Here is a 24,487-nt window from a genome sequence, read left to right on the forward strand (position 1 = left end):
AAGCAACTGTTGCAATAAGCATCATAACACTTCGTTGCATAAAGCAACGAAGACGTCTAGAATCCGGGGATGAGCCCCGACGATCCCACCGATCCCTCGGCGGAGCGGGATGCCGCCCTGGCCCGCGTGCACGGCGGGCTGAGCGTGGTCGCGCGGCGCGGATCGGCGCGCAACCGCCCCGCGGCCGGAACGCTCTCCCACGTCGATCAGACCCTGCTGCGCATGCTCGCGGACCATCCCGGTGCGCGCGTCGTCGACATCGCCGAGTACTTCGGGTTCAACCGCTCCACGGCCTCGCGGCAGACCGCCGCCCTTCTCGACGCGGGGCTCATCGAGGAGGTCCCCGCCGGCGACGACGCGGTCAGCCGGAGGGGTCAGCCGCTGCGCCTCTCGACCCGCGGGCGGGAACTGCTCGCGGCCCAGGCGGGGGCGATGCGGGCCGTCACGGACCGCCGCATGCGCGAGTGGACGACGGCCGACATCGAGCGCTTCGCCGACGTCCTCGATCGCTACAACTCCGGCCCCGAGGCCTGAGCCGCGCCGGACCGGAGGTCGGCTGCACCTCCGCACCGGGCGGATCCGCGTCCTCCGCGCCCGCCGTCTCGCCGACGAGGAGCGGCGACGCCGCGGGGAGCGGGTGCTGGGTGCAGATCTACGACGGCGACGGCGACGGCTTCGACGACAGCGACGGCGAGTTCACGCTCACGACCGCCGGCCGATATGCGACGGTGGCGAAGCTGCCTGGCGCGGACAAGGACTGGACGCGGGAGGCGGACAGCGTGAAGGTGGGGGACGCGGCGACCGTGACGGTCTGGGAGAAGGACGACTTCTCCTCGCTGGAGCTCGCCTGCGGCTGAGAAGGGGGCGATCCCGCACGCCGTAACAGGCTGTTCATCGCAGCACGCCCGCACGAAACCGATCCGAAACATGCGGCGAACCGAGGCGCAATGCGCCGGTGGGAGGCTGAACGCCACCCGACGCCGCAGGGGCGTCCTCACCCGAGAGGATCGGTTCGAGATGGATCAAGGGAACACGGCTTTCGTGTTGATCTCGGCGGCGCTCGTGCTGCTGATGACACCCGGTCTGGCTTTCTTCTACGGCGGTCTCGTCAAGGCGAAGAGCGTCATCAGCATGATGATGCTCAGCTTCGGCGCGATCGGCCTCATCGGCGTGCTGTGGGTCGTCTACGGCTACGCCATCGCTTTCCCCGGTAACAAGGGCACGGTCGCTCCATGGTCGATCGACTGGTCCGCGATCGGCCTGAACAGTCTGCTCGAAGTGCCCAAGGGCGCCGCTTACCCGCCGCTCGCCTTCGTCGCCTTCCAGGCGACCTTCGCGATCATCACCGTGGCGCTCGTCTCCGGCGCCATCGCCGACCGGGCCAAGTTCGGATCCTGGATGATCTTCGCGGGCGTCTGGGCGACGATCGTCTACTTCCCTGTCGCGAGTTGGGTGTTCAACTTCGGCCTCGCGAAGGACGGCAGCTTCGCCTACGGCGGCTGGATCACGCACGGTCTGCAGGAGCTCCTGGGGGTGGGCGCGATCGACTTCGCGGGCGGGACGGCGGTGCACATCAACGCCGGTGCGGCCGCCCTCGCCCTCGCCCTTGTGCTCGGCCGTCGCGTCGGCTTCCAGAAGGGCGCGGACGTGCCGCACAACCCGCCGTTCGTGCTCCTCGGCGCGGGACTGCTGTGGTTCGGCTGGTTCGGGTTCAACGCGGGCTCGGAGCTCGCCGCCGACGGCACCGCCGCGGTCGCCTTCGTGAACACCATCGCCGCCCCGGCTGCCGCCCTGCTGAGCTGGCTGCTCGTCGAGAAGCTGCGCAACGGCAAGCCGACCTCGGTCGGTGCCGCGTCCGGCGCGGTCGCGGGACTCGTCGCGATCACGCCCGCGTGCGCGTCGCTCACGCCGATCTGGGCGGTCGTGCTGGGCCTCGTCGCCGGTGCCGTCTGCCAGCTCGCGGTCGATCTGAAGTTCAAGCTGGGCTTCGACGACTCCCTCGACGTCGTCGGCATCCACCTCGTCGGCGGCATCATCGGAACGCTCTACCTGGGCTTCTTCGCGAACACCACGGGCCTCATCTACAGCGGCAGCTTCGCGCAGCTCTCCGCGCAGGCGATCGCGGCGATCTCGGTGCTCGTCTACTCGTTCGTGCTGGCGTTCGCGATCGGCTGGGTCGTCGAGAAGATCTTCGGCTTCCGGATCAAGGACGAGGACCAGATCGCGGGGATCGACACGCTCGTCCACGGCGAGGAGGGCTATGTCCTCATCGGCGCACGGGTCTGAGCCGGTGAATCCGGTGCCCTCGGTGCGGGAGGCGGCGCAGACGCGGCTGCTCTCCCTGCGCATCCTCCCGCGGCGGGGGCTCGCCGCGGGAGGCGGGCACGTCCGCGAGATCCACGCCTGGACGGACGCGAGCGGCCGCCACGCCGGGTCGTTGCAGCTCGTCGAGCTGCGCGGCCCGGTCGGGGTGCTGGCCCTGGCTCCCGACGCGGTGCACGTGCTCGCCGGGATCGGGGGACCGCAGGTCGAGGTGGGGACGAACCCCGCGATCGGGCTGCGCAAGGAGCGCGTGCTGCGCTGCACGGGCTCGCACGTCGAGCTGAGGCGGCCCCGCCTGCGGGCCGCCGAACTCAGCAGGATCGTGGTGCTCTCCGCGGCGGCGGAAGTACCGGTGCCGTCGCTGGTGTTCGCGGATCTGCAGGGCACCGCGGCGCTCCCGGAGCGCACCCGCGCGATCCTGGTGCGCTCGGGACGGGTGACCACGGGGGTACTCACGGGGCGGGCGATGGACGTGCTGCTGCTCGCCGACGGGCAGACGACCGTCGAGGCGGCCGACGCCCGAGTGCTCCTGCTCGTAGGTTGAGCAGGAGCGCAGGGCCGTCGTCGACGTGCGAACCCGTCTGCGCGATCGCCCCGGGCGGCGGCGATGTCGGAGGCGGCGGCTAGTCTCGGGCCATGGTCATCACCGGTCCCGTCTCCCCGGCGGCCGAGCAGCGCGCCGGGGTCAGCCGTGGCGTGCTCGACACGCCGGTCGGTGTGCTCGTCGTCGAGAGCGACGGCGCGGCGATCCGTCGCGTGGGGTGGTCCGCGCGCGCGGCGCGACCGTCCGGCGGCGATCCACTGCTGGCCGAGGCGCTCGCGCAGGTCGCCGCCTATTTCGCGGGGTCACGCCGCGACTTCGATCTGCCGCTCGATCTCGGCCCCCAGACGGAGGTCACCCTGGTGGTGCTGCGGACGCTGTTCGAGACCGTCGACCACGGCGAGACCATGACGTACGGCGAACTCGCGGAGCGCAGCGGCACCGGGGTGCCGGCGAGGGCGATCGGCTCGATCATGGGCGCGAACCCGATCCCCCTCATCGTCCCCTGCCACAGGGTCGTCGCGAGCGACGGGCTGGGCGGCTACTCCGGGGGAGAGCCGGGGCAGGGGCTCTCCACGAAGCGCTGGCTGCTCGAGCACGAGGGTGCCCTCCCGGCGGCGCTGTTCTGAGGCGTTCGCGGATAGGGGTCCGGACGCGCGCGGCCGCTCAGCCGCGACCGAACAGCGCCCCGCCGTTGACCTGGAGGATCTGGCCGGTCGTCCAGCCGCCTTCGGGGCCGGCGAGATAGGCGACCGCCCCGGCCACCTCGTCGGGCGTGCCGGCACGGTTCATCGGGACCTGCGCGAGGCGCGAGGCGACGATGTCGGGGGTGCGGCGCCCGTCCCAGAAGCCGGTATCCGGCACGTAGCCGGGGGCGACGGCGTTGACGGTCACGCCCTCGGGGGCGAGATCGGCGGCGAGGCCCATCATCCAGCCGTGGATCGCCGCCTTCGCCGCGCCGTAGCCGTTGGCCCCGCGCAGCGCCGCGATCGAGCTGATCGAGACGATCCGGCCGCCGGGCCGGACGATGCGCGGCAGCAGCGCTTCGGTCAGGAGCACCGTGGTGAGCACGTTGAGGGAGAAGTTCGCCTCGAAGTTCGCGGCGATCCCGGCCAGTCCTTCGCCCCGGTCGAGCACGTTGCCGCCGGCGTTGTTCACGAGCACGGCGACGGGGCCCTCGATCTCGCCGGCCGCCCGGGCCACGTCGTCAGGATCGCGGAGGTCCGCCGGGATCGTCTGCACCCGCGCCTCCGGGGTCTGCCGCCGGACCCGTGCTGCCGCATCGTCGAGGACCTCGGCGCGGCGGCCCAGGAGGACGAGATCGAAGCCGTCCCTGGCGAGGCGGAGGGCCGAGGCGAACCCGATGCCCGTGCCCCCTCCGCTGATCACGGCCTGAGGGCGGGACGATCCTGCGTGCGGCGTACCGGTTGCGCTCATGCGCACCAGCCTAGGAGCACGTGCGCCGATCCGGAGAGCGGGAACGGCGATGCCGCACCGCTCTCCGGATGGCCGCTGCGCCTTACGGCGGGAAGGAAGCGCGCGCTACGAGGCCACGAAGAACGGGATCGCGCCGGTGAGAATGCCCACTCCGAGCATCACGAGCGAGACGATCGCCGCACGCCAGAGCACCTTGCGGTGGTGATCGCCGAGGTTGACGCTCGCGAGCGAGACGAGCAGCAGGATCGCGGGGACGAGCGGGCTCTGCAGGTGCACGGGCTGCCCGGTGATCGAGGCGCGGGCCATCTCGACGGGATCGATGCCGAAGTGCGCCGCGCTCTGCGACAGCACGGGCAGGATCCCGAAGTAGAACGCATCGTTCGACATGAAGAACGTGAAGGGGATCGAAAGGACGCCGGTGATGGGAGCAAGGAACGGTCCGAGCGCGGGGGGCAGCACGTTCGTGATCCACGTCGCCATCGCGTCGACCATGCCGGTGCCGGTCAGCACTCCGACGAGCACGCCCGCGGCGATCACCATCGAGACGACGCCGACGATGCTGGGCGCGTGGGCGACGATCTCCGCGGACTGCTCCTTGAGCCTGCGGAAGTTGACCACCAGGGCGACGGCCGCGCCCACCATGAACACGTACGGCAGCGGCAGCACGTCGAGCACCAGGAGCACCATGACCGCGACGGTGAGCACGAGGTTGAACCAGATGAGCTTCGGGCGCAGCGTCTTCCGGTTCGGGTCGAGCATCGTGTCGGCCATCGCCGTGTCGGCGAGATCGACGCCCGTCGCGACGACGGCCCCGTGGCCGCCCGCGACGGTGACGAGGTTGCCGGTGTGCAGCGCCGCCCGGGCGCCGGGCTTCGTGTCCCTCCCGCGGAAGAGCCGCGGGGCGGAGGCGAGCAGACCGTCGTCCGGGGAGCCGGAGAGGCGGCCGGCGTCGATGCTTCCCAGGCGGCGGCGCTCCTGCACGCCGAGCATCCAGGCGAAGGCCAGCGCGACCACGATGCCGACGCCGAGCGCGGGGAGCATCGGCACGAAGATGTCGGTCGGCTGCACGCCGAGCGCAGTCGCCGCGCGCACGGTCGGCCCGCCCCAGGGGACGATGTTCAGGGTTCCGTTCATCAGACCGGCCACGCACGTCAGCACCACGGGACTCATGCCGAGGCGCAGGTAGATCGGCAGCATCGCGGAGGTCGTGATGATGAAGGTCGTCGAGCCGTCGCCGTCGAGCGAGACCGCCGCGGCGAGGATCGCGGTGCCGAGCACGACCTTGGCCGGGTCGTTCCCGAGGACCCGGGTGATCACGCGGATGAGCGGGTCGAACAGGCCGACGTCGATCATGATCCCGAAGAACATGATCGCGAACATCAGCAGCGCCGCGGTCGGCGCCATCTTGGCGATGGAGTCGAGGATCATGTCGCCCAGGCCCAGCCCGGCGCCCGCGAAGAGTCCGAAGGCGGTGGGCACGAGGATGAGCGCCACCATCGGCGTCAGACGCTTCGTCATGATCAGCGTCATGAAGACCAGCACCATGGCGAAGCCCAGCAGCACGAGGACCCACTCCGGGGGCACGAAGGCCACGTCGTAGCTGGGTTTGTCGTCGGCCGCGTGCACGAGGGACGGCACAAGGGACAGCTCAAGGATCTGGGCGGTGAGCATGGGACTTCCTCGTCTTTCTCTCCTCCGTCGACGTCGACGGACAAGGCGACGCTAGGGGTGACCGGCCGGGGGGACCGGGTATGTCGCATTGCGAGGACTAATGCGCGTAGCGTGACTTCTGCGCATATTGCTCAACGACGAGGGAGGGGGCGACGATGCGGACACGGACGGGCCGGATCGGGGATCCTCCCGCGGCCGCCGAGCGCACCGCCGCGCGGGTCGTGCCTCGCCGCCGGCGCATGCGGCTCGCGACGCGTGCGCTGCTGCTGCAGCTCGGAACGGTGATCCTCGTCGTGGCGCTCTGCACGGGGGTGTATCTCGCGCTCGCCGTCCAGCAGCTCCGGGCCGAAGCGCAGTCCTCGGCGCTCGCGATCGCCCGCACCCTCGCCGAGGACCCGCAGATCCGCGCGGACGTCGCGCTCGCCTCTGCCGGCCCCGGCACGCCCTCGGCCCCGGCGCTGCGCGACGGCTCCCTCCAGCGCACCGCGCTCGCGGTCATGCATCGCACCGGGGCGCTGTTCGTCGTCCTCACCGACGACCACGGGGTGCGCCTGAGCCACCCGGATCCGGACCGCCTCGGCGAGCAGGTGAGCACGCCGTTCCGCGAGGTGCTCGCCGGCAAGGAGGTCGTCGAGTGGGATACCGGCACGCTCGGGGAGTCCGCGCGCGCGAAGGTCCCGGTGCGGAACGCGACCGGCACGCCCGTCGGCGAGGTCAGCGTCGGTTTCGCGCGGGCCGGGGTCTTCGACGACCTCCCTCCGCTGCTCGCGGTGGTCGGCCTCTCCGCCGCGGGCGCGCTCGTGCTCGCGACCGTCGCCGCGCTGCTGCTGCGGCGACGGTGGGAGCGCGTGACCCTCGGGGTGCAGCCCGAGGAGCTGGTGGCCCTCGTACAGAACCGGACCGCGGTGCTCGACGGCGTGGTCGACGGGGTGCTCGCGGTCGACGAGGACGGCGTGGTGCAGGTCTGCAACGCGGCCGCCCAGCGCCTCCTCCGAGACGGCGGCGCCGACGACCCCGTCGGGAGGCCCCTCTCCTCCCTCGGCCTGCCGCGCCCGATCCTCGACGCGGCCGCCGGTCGTCGCCCCCGCGCCGAGGCCGTGCTGGGCGCGCGCGTGCTCTACGTCGACGCGCACCGGGTCGTCCGGGACGACCGCAGCCTCGGCACGGTCGTGATCCTGCGCGATCGCACGGATCTGGTCGCGCTGTCCGAACGGCTGGAGACCGTGCGCGCCATGACGGCGGCCCTGCGTGTGCAGCGGCACGAGTTCGCGAACCGGATCCATGTCGCCGCGGGGCTCATCGACGCCGACCGGGTGCCGGAGGCGCGCGCGTTCCTCGACGACCTGCGCGAACGCGGATCCGTCGACTTCCCCGTCCCGGGGCTGGAGAGGCTGACGGATCCGTTCCTGCACGCCTTCCTCGGGGCGAAGGCGATCGAGGCGACCGAACGCGGAGTCGGGCTGCGCGTGGCCGAGGACACCCAGATCCACGGGACCGTGATCGAGGCGGAGGATCTCGCCGCGGTCCTGGGCAACCTCGTCGACAACGCCGTGACCGCCGCCGTCGCAGGCCGTGCCCCCCGCTGGGTGGAGGTCGCGTTCTTCGACGACGGGGACGCTCTCGTGTTCACGGTCGCCGACTCCGGTCCGGGCATGGACAGTGGCTCCGGGCTCCCCACCGCGGAGACCGGGTCCGGCGCGGACGCCTCGCGCAGCGCCGCGGAGCACGACGCCGGAGACCTGCCCGACACGGTGCACGGCCACGGCCTCGGGCTCCCGCTCTCGAGGGAGATCGCGCGTCGACGCGGTGGCGACCTCTGGATCGTCGACCGGGGCGGAGAGGGACGCGGTGCCGTCTTCGCGGCCCGGCTCGGCGCGGCCCTCGCGCCCGCCGCCGCCTTCCCCGCGGGCACCCCCGCGAGCCCCCGTTCCGAGGAGAACCCATGACCGACCCGATCCGCGTGCTCGTGCTCGACGACGACTTCCGTGTGGGCGGGCTGCACCACGGGGTCGTGGCGGCGCGCGCGGGGTTCGCCGCTCTCGACCCCGTCCGCACGATCGCCGAGGCGCGCGCGGCGATCCGCGACCATCGACCGGACCTGCTCCTCGCCGACGTGTACCTGCCCGACGGGGACGGGATCGCCCTCGTGCAGGAGGCCGCCGTCGACGCGGTGCTCATCTCCGCGGCGGACGATGCCGGGACCGTGCGGCGGGCGTTGCGCGCGGGCGCGATCGCGTACCTCATGAAGCCCTTCGAACAGCGACGGCTCGTCTCCGTGCTCGACCGCTACGCGCGCTATCGCAACCTGTTGTCCGGGGAGCACGCGATGCGGCAGCAGGACGTGGACCGGGCACTCGCGGTGCTGCACGGCGCAGGGGAGGCGAGCACGACGCCGTCACGCTCGGCGACCGAGCAGCTGATCCTCGAGGCGCTCGGCTCCGACGAGGCCTCCGCAGCGGAGATCGGCGAGCGGGTCGGCATCTCGCGCGCGACGGCTCAGCGCCATCTCACCGCTCTGGCAGAGCGGTCCGCGGTCGACGTGCGACTGCGCTACGGTGCGGCGGGGCGCCCCGAGCACCGCTACACGGTGCGCGGCTGAGGCGCGACGAGCCGACGCGGTGTGCGGCTCGCGCGGTGCGGCTCGGGCGGTGCCGCCCGGTGGGACCCGGTCCCGCGGGCGAGGACCTCCGGTCCCACCGGCGTCGCTTTCGCGGCTAGCATGACCTCGATGAACGCACCCGCCCCGGGCATCGCCGACCGGCTGTCCCGCATGATCCAGCTCCCCACGGTCTCGGCCGAGCTGGATGAGCGGGGATCGGAACCCTTCGACCGGTTCGTCGCCCTGCTCGCCGAGCTGTACCCGAGGGTGCATCAGGCGCTCACGCTCGAACGGCACACCGACTTCGGGCTGCTCTTCCACTGGCGGGGACGCCGTGTCGCGGCGGACGGCCCCCTCGTGCTCATGGCCCACTACGACGTGGTCCCGGTCGATGCCTCGGACGCATGGACCCATCCGCCGTTCGCGGGGACGATCGCGGGCGGATCCGTGCACGGACGAGGAGCGCTCGACGACAAGGGCCCTCTCATCGTGATCCTCGAAGCGGTCGAGAACCTGCTCGCCGACGGATTCGTGCCCGCCCGCGACGTCTACCTGTCCTTCGGAGGCAACGAGGAGACGTTCGGCGCCGCCGCGATCGCGATCGCCGAGGCGTTCCGTCGGCGCGGGATCGTCCCCTGGCTCGTGATCGACGAGGGCGGGGCGGTCGTGGACGCCCCCCTGCCCTTCGTGCCGGGGCGCGCCGCGATGATCGGGGTCGGGGAGAAGGGCGTCCTCACCCTCCGCCTCAGCGCGCGCGGGGAGGGCGGACACGCCTCCGCACCGCCGGCGCGCACGGCGGTGCGCCGGATCGCGCGCGCCGTGGAGAGGCTGGGGCCCGCCACTTTCCGCCCGCGCGCGCCCCGGGCGATCTCGCACATGCTCACGCGCCTGTCGGCCGGCGCGTCGGGTCCTGCGCGGCTGCTGCTGCGCACGCTCGGCGCCCTCCCGCCGGTGACCGCGCGGGTGTTCGCCGCGCTCGGGGGCGAACCGGCCGCGCTCGTGCGGACGACCGTCGCGGCGACCATGCAGTCGGGAGGAACCGCCGCGAACGTCCTCCCGTCCCAGGCGTCCGCGACGGTGAATCTGCGGATCGCGCTGGGGGAGAGCGTGCAGAGCGCCGTCGCGCGCGTGCGCCGGAGGATCGCGGACCCCGCCGTGAGCGTCGAGGTCGTCGAGGGCAGCGATCCTTCGCCGGAGTCGCCGACGGACGGGGCGCCGTTCGCGCTCCTCGCCGAGGCGCTCGCCGTCTCGCACCCCGGCGTGCCCGCGGTGCCCTACGTGATGATGGCGGCGACCGATGCGAGGCATTTCCACCGCTTCTCCCCGGCGGTGTACCGGTTCGCGCCGCTGGAGATGTCGAACGCCCAGCGTGCGTCGATCCACGGCGTCGACGAGAGCGTGGAGATCTCGGCGCTCGAACGCGGCGAGCGTTTCCATCGCACCCTTCTGCAACGACTACAGTGAGCTGACCCGGGGCGCGCGGACGCGCCCGCACCCGTCCGGTCCCTGGGGCCGGACTCGGAAGGAAGAGTCGCGATGACGCGCACCGCTACCCTCGGCACCCTCGTCGCCGTCGTCGGGTTCCTCGCCTTCGTGGAGTTCACCAGCGGGGTGCTGCAGGGGTACTACACGCCGATGCTCACCGACATCGCGAGACATCTGCAGATCCACGACGCCGACGTGAACTGGTTCGAGGGGGCGCAGCTCATGCTCTCCGCCCTCGTCGTCCCCGCCTTCGCGAAGCTCGGCGACATGTTCGGACGCAAGCGCATGCTGCTGGTGTCCACGGCGATCACCGCGGTCGCCGCCTTCGTGCTGCCCTTCACGACGAGCTTCGGCGTCTTCCTCGTCGCGTGGGCCTTCATGGGGTTCTACGTGGTCTGGCTTCCGCTGGAGATCGCGCTGATCTGGTCGCGCGCGCGTCGCGCCGAGGGCAGTGCGTCGGTCACGGCGAAGGCGGCGGGGATCCTCGTCGCGGCGCTCGAGGGCGGGGCGATCGTGGGCGCGCTCGCGGGCGGCGCGCTCGTCGACGTGCTTCCTCTCGCCGTCGTGCTCGCCGTGCCGGCGTTCCTCATCGCGGTGTGCTTCTTCGTGATCCTCTTCGGCGTGGCGGAGTCGCCGGAGGTGTCTGGCGGCCGGTTCGACACCACGGGGCTCGTGCTCGTGTCCCTCGCGCTTCTCGGTCTCACCGGCGGGCTCAGCCTCCTGCGCCTGCCCGGCGGCGTCGCCAACCCGCTGTCGTGGATCGTGATCGTCGTGGGCGTCGCGATTCTCGTGCCGTTCGCGCTGTGGGAGCTGCGCCATCCGGATCCGCTCATCGACGTGCGCATGTTCCGCAGCCCTGCGCTCGGCCCTGTCTTCCTGACCGCAGGGCTCTTCGGTGTGAGCGTGCTCGGCGCCCAGGCGCCGCTGTCCACGTTCGCCCGCACCGATCCCGCGGTCTACGGCTACGGACTCGGCACGACCGGATTCCAGACCTCGCTCATCATCGGGATCTACCTCATCGCGATGATCGGGGGCGCGCTGTCCTTCCCCGTCGTCGCCCGGCTCGCCACGCCGCGGATCACGCTCGTCGGCGCCTCGCTGCTCGTCGCGATCGGTTTCCTGCTGTTCCTGCGCTTCCACGCGACCTACGGGCAGCTCCTCACGAACATGGTCGTGGCGGGCATCGGGTCGGGCGCCCTGGTCGCGGCCCTGCCGGCCGCGGCCGCCTCGGCCGCTCCCTCGGCGCAGACCGGCGTCGCGACGGGACTGACGAACTCGGTGAAGACCGTCGGAGGCGCGGTCGCGTCGTGCGTCTTCGGGATCGCGCTCATGCACGCGGTCGCGGGATCCGGCGGCGGCGCGGAGGGCACCGCAGGATCGTTCTCCGGCTACGTCACCGTCTGGGTGGTCTGCGGGGTGACCGCGCTCGTCGCGGCGATCCTCCTGCTCTTCGTGCCCAAGCAGGCCTTCACCGACCGCGTGCAGGACCCGGTCGCCGCAGCCTGACGTCCTCGCCCGTCCTCCCGGGGTCGTTGAGCGAGGACGCCGCAGGCGCCCGAGACGAAACGCCGCCCCTCAGCGCTCGCCTCGGCTGAGCTTCGAGGGCCACCACACCGCGCGGCCGACGTCGTGCACGAGCGCCGGCACGAGCAGCGAGCGGACCACGAACGTGTCGAGGAGCACTCCGAACGCGACGATGAACGCGAGCTGGGCGAGGAACAGGATCGGGATCACCGCCAGGGCCGCGAAGGTCGTCGCGAGGACCAGGCCCGCGGAGGTGATGACGCCGCCGGTGATCGCCAGACCGCGGCGCACGCCCTCGCGCGTGCCGTGCCGGCGCGACTCCTCGCGCACGCGCGTCATGAGGAAGATGTTGTAGTCGATCCCGAGCGCGACGAGGAACACGAATCCGTACAGCGGCACGGCGGGGTCCGCCCCGGGGAAGCGGAAGATCCCGTTGAACACGAGCGCGGAGACGCCCATGGCCGCGCCGAAGGAGAGCACGGTCGTGAGGATCAACAGCACCGGAGCGAGGATGGCGCGCAGCAGCAGCATGAGGATCAGCATGATCACGACGAGGATCACCGGGATGATCAGCGCACGGTCGTGCAGCGACGCGTCGTTCGTGTCGATGGCGGTGGCGGTCACCCCTCCGACGAGCGCGCCCGTGGCGGTCAGGTCGGGGTCGGCGCGCAGTCGGCGCACGGTGTCCTCCGCCGCGGAGGAGTCGGCCGCGGCGGTGAGCGTGCCCTGCAGCAGCACGTCGCCGTCGACGACGGTCGGATCCGGCGCGGGGGTGCCGGGGCGGCCGACGGGCTGGATGCCGTCGGAGGTGACCGGTGCGGATCCCGAGGGAGAGTCCTTCGCGGTGACCGAGACTCCGTCGATCCCCTTGTCCGCGAGCAGCACGTCCGCGGCGCGCTGCAGATCGTCCTGCGCCACCACGACCTGCACGGGGCTGCCGGATCCGCCGGGGAAGTGCTCGCCGAGCGCCTTCTGTCCGTCGCGCGCCTGGGAGGTGCCGAGCACGAGGTCGGACTGCGGAACGCCCGAGGCGTCGAGCTGGGCGACGCCGACCGTGCCCGCGGCGAGGACGACGGTCGTGACGATCCAGACGACCCTGCTGTGCCGCCGGATCAGCTCGGCGAGCCGCGCCCACACGCCGCGGGTCGGCATGCCGCCCTCCGCGGCCACCGCCTCGGGGTCGTAGGCGGGTCGTCGCGGCCAGAACGCGGCCCGGCCGAACGCCATGAGAAGCGCGGGGAGGAGCGTGAGTGCGGAGAGCATCGCGAACACGATGCCGATCGCGGCCACCGGACCGAGGGCGCTGTTCGACTTCAGGTCGCTGAGAAGGAGGCAGAGCAGTCCCGCGATCACGGTGCCGCCCGAGGCGAGGATCGGCTCGACGGATCCCGTCCAGGCGGTCAGCACCGCCGTGGTGCGGCTCTGCTCACTGCGCAGGGCCTCTCGGAAGCGGGAGACGAAGAGCAGCGCGTAATCGGTCGCGGCGCCGATCACCAGGATGAACAGGATCCCCTGCGTCTGCCCGCTGAGGAGCAGCACGCCCCATTTCGCCAGCCACCAGACCAGCAGCAGCGCGACGCAGAGAGCGAAGAGGCTCGTCAGCAGCACGACGACCGGCAGGAGCAGCGAGCGGTAGACGAGGACGAGGATCACGAGGACCGCCGCGAGGGCGACCCCGAGGAGGATCCCGTCGATCCCGGCGAAGCCGGCGACGAGGTCCGCGCTGAATCCGGCAGGGCCGGTGACGTAGATCCGGACCCCGTCGGGCGCGGCGGCGGCCAGGTCCGTGCGCAACTCCGACACGACGTCGGCGATCTCGGCGTCGGCATGGATCGGCACGAAGGCCTGCATCGCCTTGCCGTCCTCGGAGGTGATCGCGGGGGAGACCTCGTCGGCGACGCCCGGGATGTCCGGCGTCTTCTCGACCGCGTCCGAGACGGCGGTGCGCTCCGCCTCGGTGAGAGCGGAATCGGAGACCGCGACGACGATCGCGGGAAGCTCGTCGGATCCGGCGAAACGGGTCTGGAGCTCCTGCACGCGCGTGGCGTCCGCCGAGGAAGGGAGGTAGGCCGTGCGGTCGTTGGAGGAGACCTCGTCGACCTTGCCGAACAACGGGCCCCCGAAGGAGGCCGCCGCGAACCAGGCGAGGATGATGACCGCGGGAAGGAAGACGCGCAGGATCCGGAAAACGGTGCCGGGACGTGCGGCGTGCTGCGGGGAGGTCATCGGGATCCTTTCGTCGCTTCCTCGAAGCCTAAAGCCCTTTCTCTAGCCAGGCAAGTAATAAACATGGTGTATAGAACGCTCGGAGTAGCATGGACGCATGATCCAGCGCGGAGCGGCGACGGATCGGGCGGCCAGAGAGACCGACGATCCGTCGCAGGACGGGGTCGAGCCTGACACGGTCTACGACATCGAGGCGACCGATCCCTCTGGCGTGCTTCTGGACCGCAGCGGTGTCGACCCCGGCTCGCTGCGGCAGATCGCCGTGCTGATGACGGCGCTGGCGGGCCTGCGCGATGCCGAGCAGCGACTCGCCGAGGCCTCCCGCGCCTACATGCGACTCAACGAAACCGATATGCGGGCCCTGCACTACCTCATCGTCTGCGCGAACCGCGGTGTGGTCGCGACCCCCGGCGGCATCTCGCAACACCTGGGCATCTCGACCGCGTCCACGACGAAACTGCTCGATCGCCTGCAGCGCGGCGGGCACATCATGCGCGAGCCGCACCCCTCCGATCGGCGCGCGCTGGCGATCTCGATCGCGGAAGACACGCACCGCGCGGCGATGGAGACGGTCGGACGGCAGCAGGCGCGGCGATTCCACGCCGCCGCGCGCCTCACGCCGGACGAACGCGACGTCGTGATCCGGTTCCTCCGCGACATGACGCAGGAGCTCGCGATCGTCGAGCTCGGCGATACGGGAGGCACCGGCTCTCGCGGGGGCTCGTCGTCCGGCGGCGCCAATGGGCATCGCGAGGACGACGAGCCCGCACGAGAGGCCTGACGCCGACCGTCGTCGTCGCCCGGTCTGGCCGGTGCGGATCGATCAGGCTGGGCTCTGACCGGCCGAGAACATCCACGGGGTCCCGAAACGGTCCACGAGCATCCCGAACTGATCTCCCCAGGGGGCGGGGCCGAACGGCAGCGTGATCGTCGCGCCCTCCGAGAGTCGGTCCCACACCGCACGCAGGGCGGACTCGTCGTCTCCGGCGAGAGAGACCGACATGCCCTGCGCGGGCTGATGGGACATGCTCGACGGGGTGTCGGAGCCCATGAGCACCATCCCGTCCGCCGTGGTCAGCTGGGCGTGCATGACGAGGTCGTTCTCGGACGGATCGGCCATGCCGGGATAGTCGCCGAACGAGAAGATCCGCAGCTCTCCGCCCAAGGCCTGCTGGTAGAACGTCATGGCCTCGCGCGCGTCGTCGCGGAAGGACAGGTACGGGTTGAGGATCGTCATGGCATGCTCCGTCGCTGCTCGAGTCGCGCGCCGAATGCGCGCACGATCAGTCTGAGCGCCGGGAGCCGAACGGGCAACGGGTTCGGGCCGCTATCTCAGTCTGCGGGCTTCTCGCGCGGCGGATTGTGCATGAACTCGAGGCGGATGCCGTCGTCGTCCTCCACGAAGGACGCGTAGTAGCGCTCGCTGAAGCGGGGATAGACCTTCGGATCCCGCACCGTCGTCCAGCCCGCGGAGGTCGCGATCGCGTGCAGGCGATCGACCTCCTCGCGCGAGTCGACAGCGAAGGCGAGGTGCTGCCAGCCGACGCGGCCGTGCCGATGCGTCTCCGGTCGATGCGGATCCTCGTCGTCGATGCGCGCGCGGTAGAGGATCAGCTCCGTCTCGCCGTCGCGCCACCAGGCGACCCCGCCCTCCAGCTCACCGCCCTCGGTCTCGCAGCCGAGGGCGGTGAGGACCGGGTTCCACTGGCTGAACGCCCGGTCGAGGTCGGAGACGGTGAGACCGAGATGGTCGAAGAGGGGCATGCGGTCAGTCTGCCGGATCGCGCGTCTTCGCGCAGTGGACCTTCGGTGCTCCGGCGGCGCGGCGCTCGACGCGGCGGGTGCGCATCTGACCGATGTCATCAGCACCCGGGTCCTGGTCGCATCGAGCGATCGCGAGGAGCTCAGGGCGGCTTGGGGCGTCGTGCGGGACGCGTTCGGAGCACATTCCGTGCCGAGCACGCTCCTGGGCGTCACCGTGCTCGGCTACGACGACCAGCTCGTCGAGGTCGAGGCGGTCGCCGCCGTCGTCGATTGATCAGTCGCGGTCGAGACCGAAGGTACGTTTCACGAGCGCCTGCACATCCCGGTCGATGCCGTCCATCCGCACGTTGACCGCGTCGAAACGGGCATTCATCTCGGAGCGGAGCCCGCCGAGCTGTCCGTTCATCTCCGACCGGAGCCCACCGATCTCGCTGCGGACCACGCGGACGAAGAGTGTGGAGACCACGGTGAGCATGCCGAACATCAGGGCGGTGAAGGCCCCGACCATCGTCCAGATCTGTGCGTCGTTCATGTGTCCCACTCCCTCATCGTCGCACCGTCTCGTCGAGCGTGCCAGAGAGAACACGCCCTCGGGTGCGCCAGACAGAATCGGTGCACTCTGGGGGAAGAGTGCGATCGGTGCAGGGGGAAGGATCAGTGCGGCGCGTGGTACTCCGCCTCGCCGCGCTTCCAGTAGCCCTTGACGACCGCGTGCGCGGCGTCGAGGCCCCAGTGCTCGAGCAGCGCACGGCCCGGCTTGACGATCGTCTGCTCGGCGGCGACGAACACGAACGGCACGGCGCCGGGGCGGTCGCCGACCTCGAGATCCTCCAGGAACGCGGAGAGCGCCGAGCCGGCCGGGTCCTCGCCGCGATGGATCCAGGTCACGTCGACGGGCGCATCGATCGCGATCTCGCCCCGCGCATCCCGCACCTCGATCGCGATGCGCGCGGGCGCGCCCGCCGGGATCCGCCCCGCGAACCGCCGGATCGCGGGGATCGCGGTCTCGTCGCCGGCGAGGAACCAGCCCTCCGGCTCCCCCTCGATCACGAGCGATCCGCGGGGGCCGCCGACGCCGATGGTCGAGCCCAGAGGGGCCTTCGCGGCCCACGGCGCGGCGATGCCCTGGTCGCCGTGCACGGCGAATTCGACGTCGAGCCAGTCCTTCCCCCAGGCGAGCGGCGTGTACTCCCGGCTCGGGAACGCCCGGAGCTCGTCGACCGTGGCCGCCGCGGCGTCGGTGCCGGGCTCGGCGATGAAGAGTCGCATGTGATCGTCTGCCCCGAGGGAGTCGAAGCCGGTGAGATCGGGTCCGGTGAGGCGCACCCGGACGTAGTCGGGCGTCAGCCAGTCCCGCGCGGCGAGGGTGAGCGTGCGGAAGCGCAGCTCCAGCGGACGACGGACGAGGGCGAAGGAAGCCATAAGGCAAGCCTAACCTCATCTCTGACCTGGTCGGCGTCGGCCCTGTCGGCGTCGGCTCTGGTCAGCGTCGGCGGTGATCCTCGGGCGCGAGCCGCGGACCGCGGCGCGGCTCGATCGCACCGCTCATCCGGATCAGTCGAACGACCCGCTGCCGATGCCCCGACCACGGGGCGAGGAGCGCGAGCATCCCGGCATCGTCCGTGCGCCTCCCGGTCAGCGCGTAGCCCACCTCGTGCGCCAGGTGGTAGTCGCCGACGCTCACCGCATCGGGATCGCCGAGGGCGCGGATCCGAGTCTCCGCGGCGGTCCACGCGCCGATCCCCGGCAGGCTGGTGAGGACGGCGTCCCTCGCCGGGCCGTCGAGTGCGGAATGCAGCGCCCGTGCGATGCTCGGGGCGCGCTCCGCGGCGCGGACGATCGTGCGTGCCTGCGGCGGTTCGACGCCGGCGCGATGCCACGCCCAGGACGGGATCCGTCGCCAGGTCTCCGCGGAGGGAGCGGCCTGCAGAGGGCGGGGCGCGGGCCCCGGCGCCGGATCGCCGAACCGGGTGACCAGCGCGCGCCAGGCGCCGAAGGCCTGCAGCCCGGTGACCTTCTGCTCGATGGTCGCGCCGGCCAGCGCGTCGAACACGGCGTCGGTGCGGGTCAGACGGACTCCGGGTCTGCGTCGCGCGGTCGCCGCGAGCAGCGGATGCGACGAGGGATCGAAGTCCGAGGGATCGTCCTCGGCCCCGCACAGCCGGGGAACCTGCGCGAGCGCTTCGCCGGCACCGGCGCCCCAGGCGGTCGCGCGCACCTCGCCGCCCGCCGCGCGCAGGGCGAGCGTCGCGATCCCGGCCGGCGTGCGCAGCGCCCGCCAGATCACCGGACCGTCGATCGCCATGGTCGGATCCCGCCGCCCGCGCTGCAGGATCCCGACGGTCGCGAGCAGATCCAGCGGGTGCCTCGGGCGGTAGGTCGTCGTGCGCGGCTCATCGGACGCGTCGGCGGGGAGCGCTGCCGGATCCGCCGCGAGAGTCATGGGAACACGATAGATCGCACCGCTGACAATCACGCGCGACGGACGATCACACGCGCCGGCCGCCCGGCCCGGAGGCGACGCGGGGAGCCGCGTTCCTGCCGCAGTGCCCGCAGCGGAGAAGGGTCAGAACCGGTCCGGAGACGGGGTGCCCACGCCGTAGCGGATCGCGACGTCCGCGTGCCGGTCGAAGCGGTAACCCACACCGCGGACCGTGCGCACGATGTCCTCGTAGCGACCGAGCTTGGCCCGCAGTCGACGCACGTGCACGTCGATCGTGCGCTCGCCGGGGGCCTCCTCGTCGGAGGTCTGCCACAGCGCAGAGACGAGTTCGCTGCGCTCGATCGTCGAACCCTCGCGCAGCACCAGGTACTGCAGCAGCTCGAACTCCTTGTAGGTGAAGGCCGCGGAGTCGCCGTCGATGAGCACGCGCTTGCGGGAGATGTCGACCACGACGCCGCCGCCGTCCTGGGGCTCGCGCTCCTCGGCCTCGGCCTTGGAACGGGCGATCGCGCCGGGCTCGTGCAGCGCCAGCCGCACGACGTCGAGATCGCGGCCGCCCGCGGTCTGCGGAGCGAGGGCGACGGTCGCGTGCGTCTCGGCGTCGGGGGCCAGCTCGGCGAGCGTGCGGCGCAGCGCGTCGACGAGGAGCGGAAGGCTCACGCCGTTCGTGGCGGCCTTGAGCTCGTCGATGCCGACGTAGAGGGCGAAGCCACGCGGGGAGCGGGTCGGCGCGGCATCGGCGGGCGGGGCGTCGATCTGCGTGCGGGGCACGGCGTGCAGACGGGGGGCGACGGATGCGGAGGGACGCTCGAGGAGGGCGGAGTTCGACATGATGATGGGTCCTTGGAAGGAAGGAGTCGGTCGACGACTCGGAGTGCGTTGCGAAGGTGGACCGGCGAGCCGGGGATCGAGCACGCGGATGGGTGCTCGAGGACTCAGCTCGCGACGATCACGACGAGCGAGTCACACGGAGTGTTGTGGCTTCAGCGACACATTCGGCAACACATGCCAACGCAACCGGGCATCATCATCCCGGTCGTCCCGTTCGCCTCCTGGGCGGACATGGGGCGTGCGTTGGTGGTCATGGGGCCGATTATTACCGAACACGACGCGAAGTGTCAAAACGAGCCCTCGGGCGTCCGCGCGGGCGTAGCGTGACGGGGTGGACATCGGAACGGGCCAGGGCGCACTCGTGATGACGCACGAGCCTGACGCCTCGCGCTACACGCTGACGCGCGACGGAGCGCTGCTCAGCGTCCTCGACTACCGCGACGACGGCCGCACCATGGCGCTCACCCGTGCGTACACGACCCCGGTTTTCCGCGGATCCGGATACGCCGGAGTGCTCGTGGAGGGCGCGGTCGACGAGATCGCCGCGCGCGGAGACCGGCGCATCGACGCCGTCTGCTGGTACGTCGCGGACTGGTTCTCCGCTCATCCCGAGCGCGCCGACCTTCTTCGCGTGCGCTGAACGGCGGTCGGGGACGCGGTGTGTGACGCCGTGTTACGACCCGGAGCGCCCAGGCGAACCCGACTTTCCGGACCGGGTCCACCATCGAGCGTGAGGGCCAGGGCGAGCGGATCCGGCACGCCTCGCCAGGAATGTCCGACGCCCTCCCTAGCGTTGAGGCATGAGGATCCTGCACACCTCCGACTGGCACATCGGCCGGGCGTTCCACGGGCATTCCACGCTCGACGCCCTCACCGCGGTGCTCGACGCGCTCGTCGCACAGGTGCGCGAGAACGACGTCGATGTGGTGATCGTCGCGGGAGACGTCTTCGATTCGGCGACGCCCGCCTCCTCCGCCTACACGGTGCTCACCGACGTCCTCGCCGCCATCCACGACGCGGGGGCGCGGGTCATCGTCACGAGCGGCAACCACGACTCCGCCGCGCGGCTCGGCTTCCAGGCGCGTCTGCTCCGAAGCGGGATCCACGTGGTCACGGACCCTCGCACGGTCGGCGAGCCGATCACGATCGAGGATGCGCACGGCCCTGTCCGATTCTTCGGCATCCCCTATCTGGAGCCGGCGATCATGCGCCGGCACTGGCCGACCGACGCGGAAGGGCGTCCGCTCCGCACTCAGGCGCAGGCGCTCGCGCAGGCGATGAGCCTCGTTCGCGCGGGAAGGGAGGCGAACCCCGGCCGTGCCGTCGTGATCGCGCACTGCTTCGCCGCGGGGGTCGACCCCACGGCCGGACTCGAGCGTGAGATCCGCCAGGGCGGGATCGACCTGGTCCCCGTGTCGGTCTTCGACGGCGCGGACTACGTCGCGCTCGGGCACATCCACGGACGACAGGTCCTCGACGAGCGCGTCCGCTACGCCGGCGCGCCGCTGCACTACAGCTTCGGCGAGCAGCACAAGGAGCGCGGATCCTGGCTCGTCGACCTCGCCGCCGACGGCACGCTCGCGACCGAGTGGCTTCCTCTGCCCGTCCCCCGCCGGCTCGTGACCCTGACGGGGACGTTCGACGAATTGCTCGATCCCGCCCTCGGGGAAGCGCATCGCGACGACTGGGTCTGCGCCGTCTACACCGACGACCTGCCGCAGACCGACCCGATGCGCCGGCTCCGCGACCGCTACCCGTTCTGCGCGCTCGTGCAGCACGCTCCCGTCATCGCCCCGGATTCCTCGGAGCGTTCGTACGGCGAACGTCTGCGTGCGGCACGGAGCGACGAGGAGCGGATCGACGCCTTCCTCGCCCACGTGCGTGGCGGCGTCGGCGCGACCGAGCGGGAGCGGGAGCTGATCCGAGACGTGCTCGGCGACAGGGCGCGAGCCGAGGCGCTCGTCTAGTGCGGCTGCACCGACTCGAGATCGAGGGGTTCGGCCCCTTCCTGCGCCGGCAGAGCATCGACTTCGACGCCTTCGCCGACGATGGGATCTTCCTCATCGGCGGGAGGACGGGCGCGGGCAAGTCCAGCATCCTCGACGCCGTCTGCTTCGGGCTCTACGGCGGGGTGCCGCGCTACGAGGGCGGGGAGAAGCGGCTGCGCAGCGATCACTGCGCACCGGGCGACCCCACCGAGGTGGTCGTCGAGTTCAGCACGACCGCGGGGCGGTTCCGGGTGACGCGATCGCCTGACTACGAGCGCCCGGCGAAGCGCGGCGGGGGGATGACCACGCAGGCGGCGGCCGTCGCGCTCGAGGAGCGGATCGACGGCGCCTGGATCGGTCGCGCGGCGCGCGCGGTCGACGTCGCGCACGAGCTCGACGGGATTCTGCAGCTGACCATGCAGCAGTTCCTGCAGGTGATCCTGCTCGCGCAGGGGCGCTTCGCGCGCTTCCTCCTCGCCGACAGCAAGGAGCGACAGTCGCTGCTGCGCAAGCTCTTCGGCACCGACCGGTTCGACGACTACCAGTCCCGGTTCGACGAGCGGCGCCGTGCCTCGGAGCAGACGCTCGGCGCGGGGAGGGCGACCACGCTCGCGCGGATCGAGGAGGCCGAACGCCTCGTCGACGAGAACGGCCTCGCGCCGGAGGGGGCCGGCGGCGACGTCCTCGCAGGCACCGACATCGGCGCGGCTGCGGCCGGGCCCGGCTCTGCCGAGAGGGCGACGGACGTGGATGGCCGCCTCGATGCGCTGGCCCGCGCACAGGCGCGTGCCGACTACCGTGCAGAGCGACGCGCGGCAGAGCGGGACGAGGCCGAGGCCACGCACCGGGCCGCCGCCGCGGCGCTCGTCGTCGTCCGAGAGGAGCGACAGGCGCAGGCCGAGCGGGACAGGGCGCGATCGGCGCTGGCGAGGTTGGACGCGGAGACGGACCGCATCGCCGCCGACCGACGCGCTCTCGACGATGCGCGCGCCGCCGAGGCGATTCGCGGCGCACTCACCGCCGCCGAGCGGGCGCACACGGTGCTCGAGACGGCCGCCGAGGCGGCGGAGACGGCAGCGGAAGGCTGGGCCCCGCTCGTCGTGGCGGATCCGACCCTGCCCGACGGCTCATCCGCTCGGGCACTCCGCGATTGGGCGCAGGAGCGCACCAGGGAGAGCGGCGCCTGGACGCAGGCGGCCGACGCCGAGAGCCGCCTTCCCGCTCTCGCCGCTGCGGTGCGACAGGCCGAGGCCGCGCTCGCGTCCGCCGAGGCGGCTCAGTCCGCAGCGGACGCCGAGCGCGCCGCCCTTCCGGCCGAGGTGACCGCGTTGATCGTCGAACGGGATACGCTGCGTCGTCGGGCGGATCGTGCGCCCGACCTCGCCCGATCGGTGGAGCAGGCGTTCTCCCGCCTCACCGGCGCCCGGGAGGCCGAGCAGCTCGCCCTGCGGCGCTCCGCCCAGGCGGATGCCGTGGCGCGCCGGGAGGACGAGGCCTCCGCCGCATTCTCCCGCGCGGCCGAGCTGCGCCGCCGTCGCGAGGCGGGGATGGCCGGGGAGCTCGCTCTCGCCCTCGTCGAGGGCGAACCCTGCAGCGTGTGCGGATCGACGACCCATCCCCGTCCCGCCGAGCACTCCGATCCCGTGTCCGCCGCCGACGTCGCGGCGGCCACGGAGGCGCGCGAGCAGGCCGCCGAGGTCGCCCGCCACGCCACCTCGGCGCTCGCGGCCATCGATGCGGAGCTGGCCGCCGCCACGGCCAGGGCCGACGGACGGACGCTCGCCCAGGCGGACGCGGAGCACGGGGCGGCCGTCGCCGATCACGCGGCGTCGCAGGACGCGCAGGCGCAGGCCGACCACGTCGCGGCGCGCCTGCAGGCCGTGCAGGAACGCTCGTCCGAGCTCGACGAGGAGGCGGCGGTCCTCGCCGGTCGGCGCGCGGAGACGGCTCAGTCGCTCGCCCTCGCGCGGCAGGCCTTGGGTGCGGCCGAGGAGATCGTCGAGGAAGCGCGAGGGGATTGCGCGACCGTCGCCGAGCGGATCGCCGCCGCCGCCGAGAGCATCGGAGCGGCCCAGGCGCTCGCGAGGGCGCGGGAGGAGGTCTCTCGGCGGGAGTCCGCGGCCGCAGAGGCCCGGACGGACCTCGCCCAGCAGCTCGCGAACTCGTCTTTCGTCGACGAGAGTGCTGCCCGGGCAGCCCTTCGTCCCGCCGCGGAACAGGCCGCTCTCGACGAGCGCATCACGGCGCATGCCGTCGAGCGCCGCAAGGAGCGCGAGATCCTGCTCGACCTCGAACTGCGTGCCCTCCCCGAAGACCCGATCGACGAGGCGCCCGCGCTCGCGGCCGAAGCGGCCGCCCGCACGGCGTGGACCGCCGCCGTCGACGCAGCGAGCCGCATCGCGACCACCGCCGCGCAGCTCGGCGCGCTCCGGGAGTCCGCCCGCGCAGCGCACGAGAAGGGCGCAGAGGCCGCGCGGGAGCACGAGATCCTGCAGGGGCTCGCGGACGCCTTCGCGGGACGCGGATCCAACTCCTATCGCATGAGTCTGGAGACCTTCGTGCTCGCCGCCGAGCTGGAGGAGATCGTCGACGCGGCGAACCTGCGTCTGAGCGACATGTCGTCGGGTCGCTACGCCCTGAGGCACAGCGACGCGCGCGCGGCCCGCGGCGCGGCGAGCGGGCTCGGGATCGTGGTGTTCGATGCGTTCACCGGGCAGACCCGTCCACCGCAGTCGTTGTCGGGAGGGGAGACGTTCCTCAGCTCCCTCGCGCTCGCCCTCGGACTCGCGGAGGTCGTCACCGCGCGCGCGGGCGGGATCCAGCTCGACACGCTGTTCATCGACGAGGGCTTCGGCTCACTCGACGGCGAGACGCTCGAGATCGCGATGCGCACGCTCGACGAACTGCGCGCCGGGGGTCGTACCGTCGGGGTGATCAGTCACGTCGAGGCGATGCAGGAGCAGATCCCCGCGCAGATCGCGGTGCGCGCGACCGCCGACGGCCCGAGCGTGATCGAGGCCTGAGGGCGAGGCGCAGAGCGCTCAGTTCAGATGCATGTCCGCGAGGACTCCGGTGCGGGTGCGCGTGAAGGCCGTGACGATGCCCCGGTCGCCGGTGCCGACCCAGAAGGAGGCTCCGTGGTCGGGCCGGTCGACCGGATCGCCCCAGAGCTCGCGGCACGCGGCGGACAGATCAGCGCGCCGACCATACCGGTCCCTCTCCTCGCCGCCGACGACGGTCACGTTCACGCGATGATGCTCCGCGACGGGAACCGTGGCGACGAGAACGTCGCGCAGCACGTCCGACGGCACGATGACCGTGTCCTCCGTGCCGTCGGCGGACGCGGAAGGATCGGTGGAGGAGGACGGATCCGGCGCGTCCGCCTCGGCGGCGGGCGATGTCGCGGGGGCCGACGGCCCGGGGAGGATCTGCACCTCGAGATGCAGGTTGCAGGCGCCCTCGCAGTCGTCCGACCCGCGCAGGGCGACGAAATCCCACCGTCCCTCACGGGTGTCGACATCGGTGAGGGCAGACTGCGCGGCTCGGACGGAGGCATCCGTCTCAGCGCGGCGAGCCCCGTCCGGCGAGTCGAACGGTGATCGCCCGTCGATCAGCGGAACCACGAAACATCCCGAAAGCGCGAGCGACGATGCGAT

The 24,487-nt window shown here is 72.1% G+C and carries 23 protein-coding genes and 1 pseudogene; 14 read left to right on the forward strand and 10 right to left on the reverse strand.

The window, feature by feature from the left end:
- The first annotated feature begins 69 nt into the window (after positions 1-69).
- The 5 genes from Q0P88_RS00995 to Q0P88_RS01015 all read left to right on the forward strand — a co-directional run bounded on the left by Q0P88_RS00995 (position 70) and on the right by Q0P88_RS01015 (position 3,492).
- Complete coding sequence (locus Q0P88_RS00995; protein ID WP_295010423.1) at positions 70-534, forward strand: MarR family winged helix-turn-helix transcriptional regulator; 465 nt, start codon at positions 70-72, stop codon at positions 532-534.
- A 110-nt stretch (positions 535-644) separates the two neighbouring features.
- Entirely contained in the window at positions 645-857 is a 213-nt protein-coding gene (locus Q0P88_RS01000) for a hypothetical protein (RefSeq protein WP_295010424.1), read from the forward strand.
- Between the two features lie 160 nt (positions 858-1,017).
- Positions 1,018-2,286, forward strand: a complete 1,269-nt coding sequence (locus Q0P88_RS01005) for an ammonium transporter (protein ID WP_295010425.1) — start codon at positions 1,018-1,020, stop codon at positions 2,284-2,286.
- Positions 2,261-2,866, forward strand: coding sequence for a hypothetical protein (locus Q0P88_RS01010; RefSeq protein WP_295010426.1), 606 nt, complete (start codon positions 2,261-2,263; stop codon positions 2,864-2,866). The genes Q0P88_RS01005 and Q0P88_RS01010 overlap by 26 nt, the downstream gene beginning before the upstream one ends.
- A 92-nt stretch (positions 2,867-2,958) precedes the next feature.
- Positions 2,959-3,492, forward strand: a complete 534-nt coding sequence (locus Q0P88_RS01015; RefSeq protein ID WP_295010427.1) for a methylated-DNA--[protein]-cysteine S-methyltransferase — start codon at positions 2,959-2,961, stop codon at positions 3,490-3,492.
- Between the two features lie 37 nt (positions 3,493-3,529).
- On the opposite strand, the gene Q0P88_RS01020 is transcribed toward Q0P88_RS01015, so the two are convergent.
- Positions 3,530-4,300 carry an SDR family NAD(P)-dependent oxidoreductase gene (locus tag Q0P88_RS01020; RefSeq protein WP_295010428.1) on the reverse strand — a complete coding sequence of 257 codons (771 nt, stop codon included), beginning with the start codon at positions 4,298-4,300 and terminating at the stop codon, positions 3,530-3,532.
- Positions 4,301-4,405: 105 nt separating this feature from the next.
- Positions 4,406-5,971 carry a CitMHS family transporter gene (locus Q0P88_RS01025; protein WP_295010429.1) on the reverse strand — a complete coding sequence of 522 codons (1,566 nt, stop codon included), beginning with the start codon at positions 5,969-5,971 and terminating at the stop codon, positions 4,406-4,408.
- A gap of 239 nt (positions 5,972-6,210) precedes the next feature.
- Here Q0P88_RS01025 and Q0P88_RS01030 point away from each other — a divergent pair, with 239 nt between their 5' ends.
- From Q0P88_RS01030 to Q0P88_RS01045, 4 genes are all read left to right on the forward strand, one after another.
- Positions 6,211-7,917 carry a sensor histidine kinase gene (locus Q0P88_RS01030; protein ID WP_295010572.1) on the forward strand — a complete coding sequence of 569 codons (1,707 nt, stop codon included), beginning with the start codon at positions 6,211-6,213 and terminating at the stop codon, positions 7,915-7,917.
- On the forward strand, positions 7,914-8,570 hold the full coding sequence (locus Q0P88_RS01035; RefSeq protein ID WP_295010430.1) for a response regulator: 657 nt from the start codon (positions 7,914-7,916) through the stop codon (positions 8,568-8,570). The genes Q0P88_RS01030 and Q0P88_RS01035 overlap by 4 nt, the downstream gene beginning before the upstream one ends.
- Positions 8,571-8,699: 129 nt before the next feature.
- Positions 8,700-10,034, forward strand: coding sequence for a M20/M25/M40 family metallo-hydrolase (locus tag Q0P88_RS01040; protein ID WP_295010431.1), 1,335 nt, complete (start codon positions 8,700-8,702; stop codon positions 10,032-10,034).
- A 72-nt stretch (positions 10,035-10,106) separates the two neighbouring features.
- Positions 10,107-11,561: an MFS transporter gene (locus Q0P88_RS01045; protein ID WP_295010432.1), complete on the forward strand. Its 1,455-nt coding sequence runs from the start codon at positions 10,107-10,109 to the stop codon at positions 11,559-11,561.
- Positions 11,562-11,630: 69 nt separating this feature from the next.
- Here the strand turns inward: Q0P88_RS01045 and Q0P88_RS01050 are convergent, their stop codons facing one another.
- Positions 11,631-13,805, reverse strand: coding sequence for an efflux RND transporter permease subunit (locus Q0P88_RS01050; RefSeq protein ID WP_295010433.1), 2,175 nt, complete (start codon positions 13,803-13,805; stop codon positions 11,631-11,633).
- A 97-nt stretch (positions 13,806-13,902) separates the two neighbouring features.
- On the opposite strand from Q0P88_RS01050, the gene Q0P88_RS01055 reads away from it, so the two are divergent.
- Positions 13,903-14,586 carry a MarR family winged helix-turn-helix transcriptional regulator gene (locus Q0P88_RS01055; RefSeq protein WP_295010434.1) on the forward strand — a complete coding sequence of 228 codons (684 nt, stop codon included), beginning with the start codon at positions 13,903-13,905 and terminating at the stop codon, positions 14,584-14,586.
- 42 nt (positions 14,587-14,628) lie between these two features.
- Here the strand turns inward: Q0P88_RS01055 and Q0P88_RS01060 are convergent, their stop codons facing one another.
- Positions 14,629-15,042 carry a VOC family protein gene (locus tag Q0P88_RS01060; protein WP_295010435.1) on the reverse strand — a complete coding sequence of 138 codons (414 nt, stop codon included), beginning with the start codon at positions 15,040-15,042 and terminating at the stop codon, positions 14,629-14,631.
- Between the two features lie 95 nt (positions 15,043-15,137).
- On the reverse strand, positions 15,138-15,569 hold the full coding sequence (locus Q0P88_RS01065; RefSeq protein ID WP_295010436.1) for a VOC family protein: 432 nt from the start codon (positions 15,567-15,569) through the stop codon (positions 15,138-15,140).
- A 61-nt stretch (positions 15,570-15,630) separates the two neighbouring features.
- Between Q0P88_RS01065 and Q0P88_RS01070 the strand changes: the two are divergent.
- Positions 15,631-15,843 (forward strand): annotated as a pseudogene (locus Q0P88_RS01070) (RidA family protein); the annotation flags it as partial.
- On the opposite strand, the gene Q0P88_RS01075 reads toward Q0P88_RS01070, so the two are convergent.
- From Q0P88_RS01075 to Q0P88_RS01090, 4 genes are all read right to left on the reverse strand, one after another.
- Positions 15,844-16,101 (reverse strand): hypothetical protein, encoded by a 258-nt coding sequence (locus tag Q0P88_RS01075; RefSeq protein WP_295010437.1) that lies wholly within the window; start codon positions 16,099-16,101, stop codon positions 15,844-15,846.
- Positions 16,102-16,223: 122 nt separating this feature from the next.
- The gene (locus Q0P88_RS01080; RefSeq protein WP_295010438.1) at positions 16,224-16,991 is read right to left on the reverse strand and encodes a siderophore-interacting protein; all 768 of its coding nucleotides are present in this window, start codon (positions 16,989-16,991) and stop codon (positions 16,224-16,226) included.
- 61 nt (positions 16,992-17,052) lie between these two features.
- Positions 17,053-18,012, reverse strand: a complete 960-nt coding sequence (locus Q0P88_RS01085; RefSeq protein ID WP_295010439.1) for a DNA-3-methyladenine glycosylase — start codon at positions 18,010-18,012, stop codon at positions 17,053-17,055.
- Positions 18,013-18,135: 123 nt separating this feature from the next.
- Complete coding sequence (locus tag Q0P88_RS01090) at positions 18,136-18,843, reverse strand: winged helix-turn-helix domain-containing protein (RefSeq protein WP_295010440.1); 708 nt, start codon at positions 18,841-18,843, stop codon at positions 18,136-18,138.
- A 364-nt stretch (positions 18,844-19,207) separates the two neighbouring features.
- On the opposite strand from Q0P88_RS01090, the gene Q0P88_RS01095 reads away from it, so the two are divergent.
- The 3 genes from Q0P88_RS01095 to Q0P88_RS01105 all read left to right on the forward strand — a co-directional run bounded on the left by Q0P88_RS01095 (position 19,208) and on the right by Q0P88_RS01105 (position 23,854).
- Positions 19,208-19,483 (forward strand): GNAT family N-acetyltransferase, encoded by a 276-nt coding sequence (locus Q0P88_RS01095; RefSeq protein WP_295010573.1) that lies wholly within the window; start codon positions 19,208-19,210, stop codon positions 19,481-19,483.
- A gap of 160 nt (positions 19,484-19,643) precedes the next feature.
- A complete protein-coding gene (locus Q0P88_RS01100) occupies positions 19,644-20,810 on the forward strand; it encodes an exonuclease SbcCD subunit D (RefSeq protein WP_295010441.1) in 1,167 nt (388 codons plus the stop codon).
- Positions 20,810-23,854, forward strand: a complete 3,045-nt coding sequence (locus Q0P88_RS01105) for an SMC family ATPase (RefSeq protein WP_295010442.1) — start codon at positions 20,810-20,812, stop codon at positions 23,852-23,854. Before Q0P88_RS01100 ends, Q0P88_RS01105 begins: the two co-directional genes overlap by 1 nt.
- An 18-nt stretch (positions 23,855-23,872) precedes the next feature.
- On the opposite strand, the gene Q0P88_RS01110 is transcribed toward Q0P88_RS01105, so the two are convergent.
- On the reverse strand, positions 23,873-24,454 hold the full coding sequence (locus tag Q0P88_RS01110) for a hypothetical protein (protein WP_295010443.1): 582 nt from the start codon (positions 24,452-24,454) through the stop codon (positions 23,873-23,875).
- Positions 24,455-24,487 lie beyond the last annotated feature (33 nt).

This window comes from uncultured Microbacterium sp., from assembly GCF_945952435.1.
Classification (GTDB): domain Bacteria; phylum Actinomycetota; class Actinomycetes; order Actinomycetales; family Microbacteriaceae; genus Microbacterium.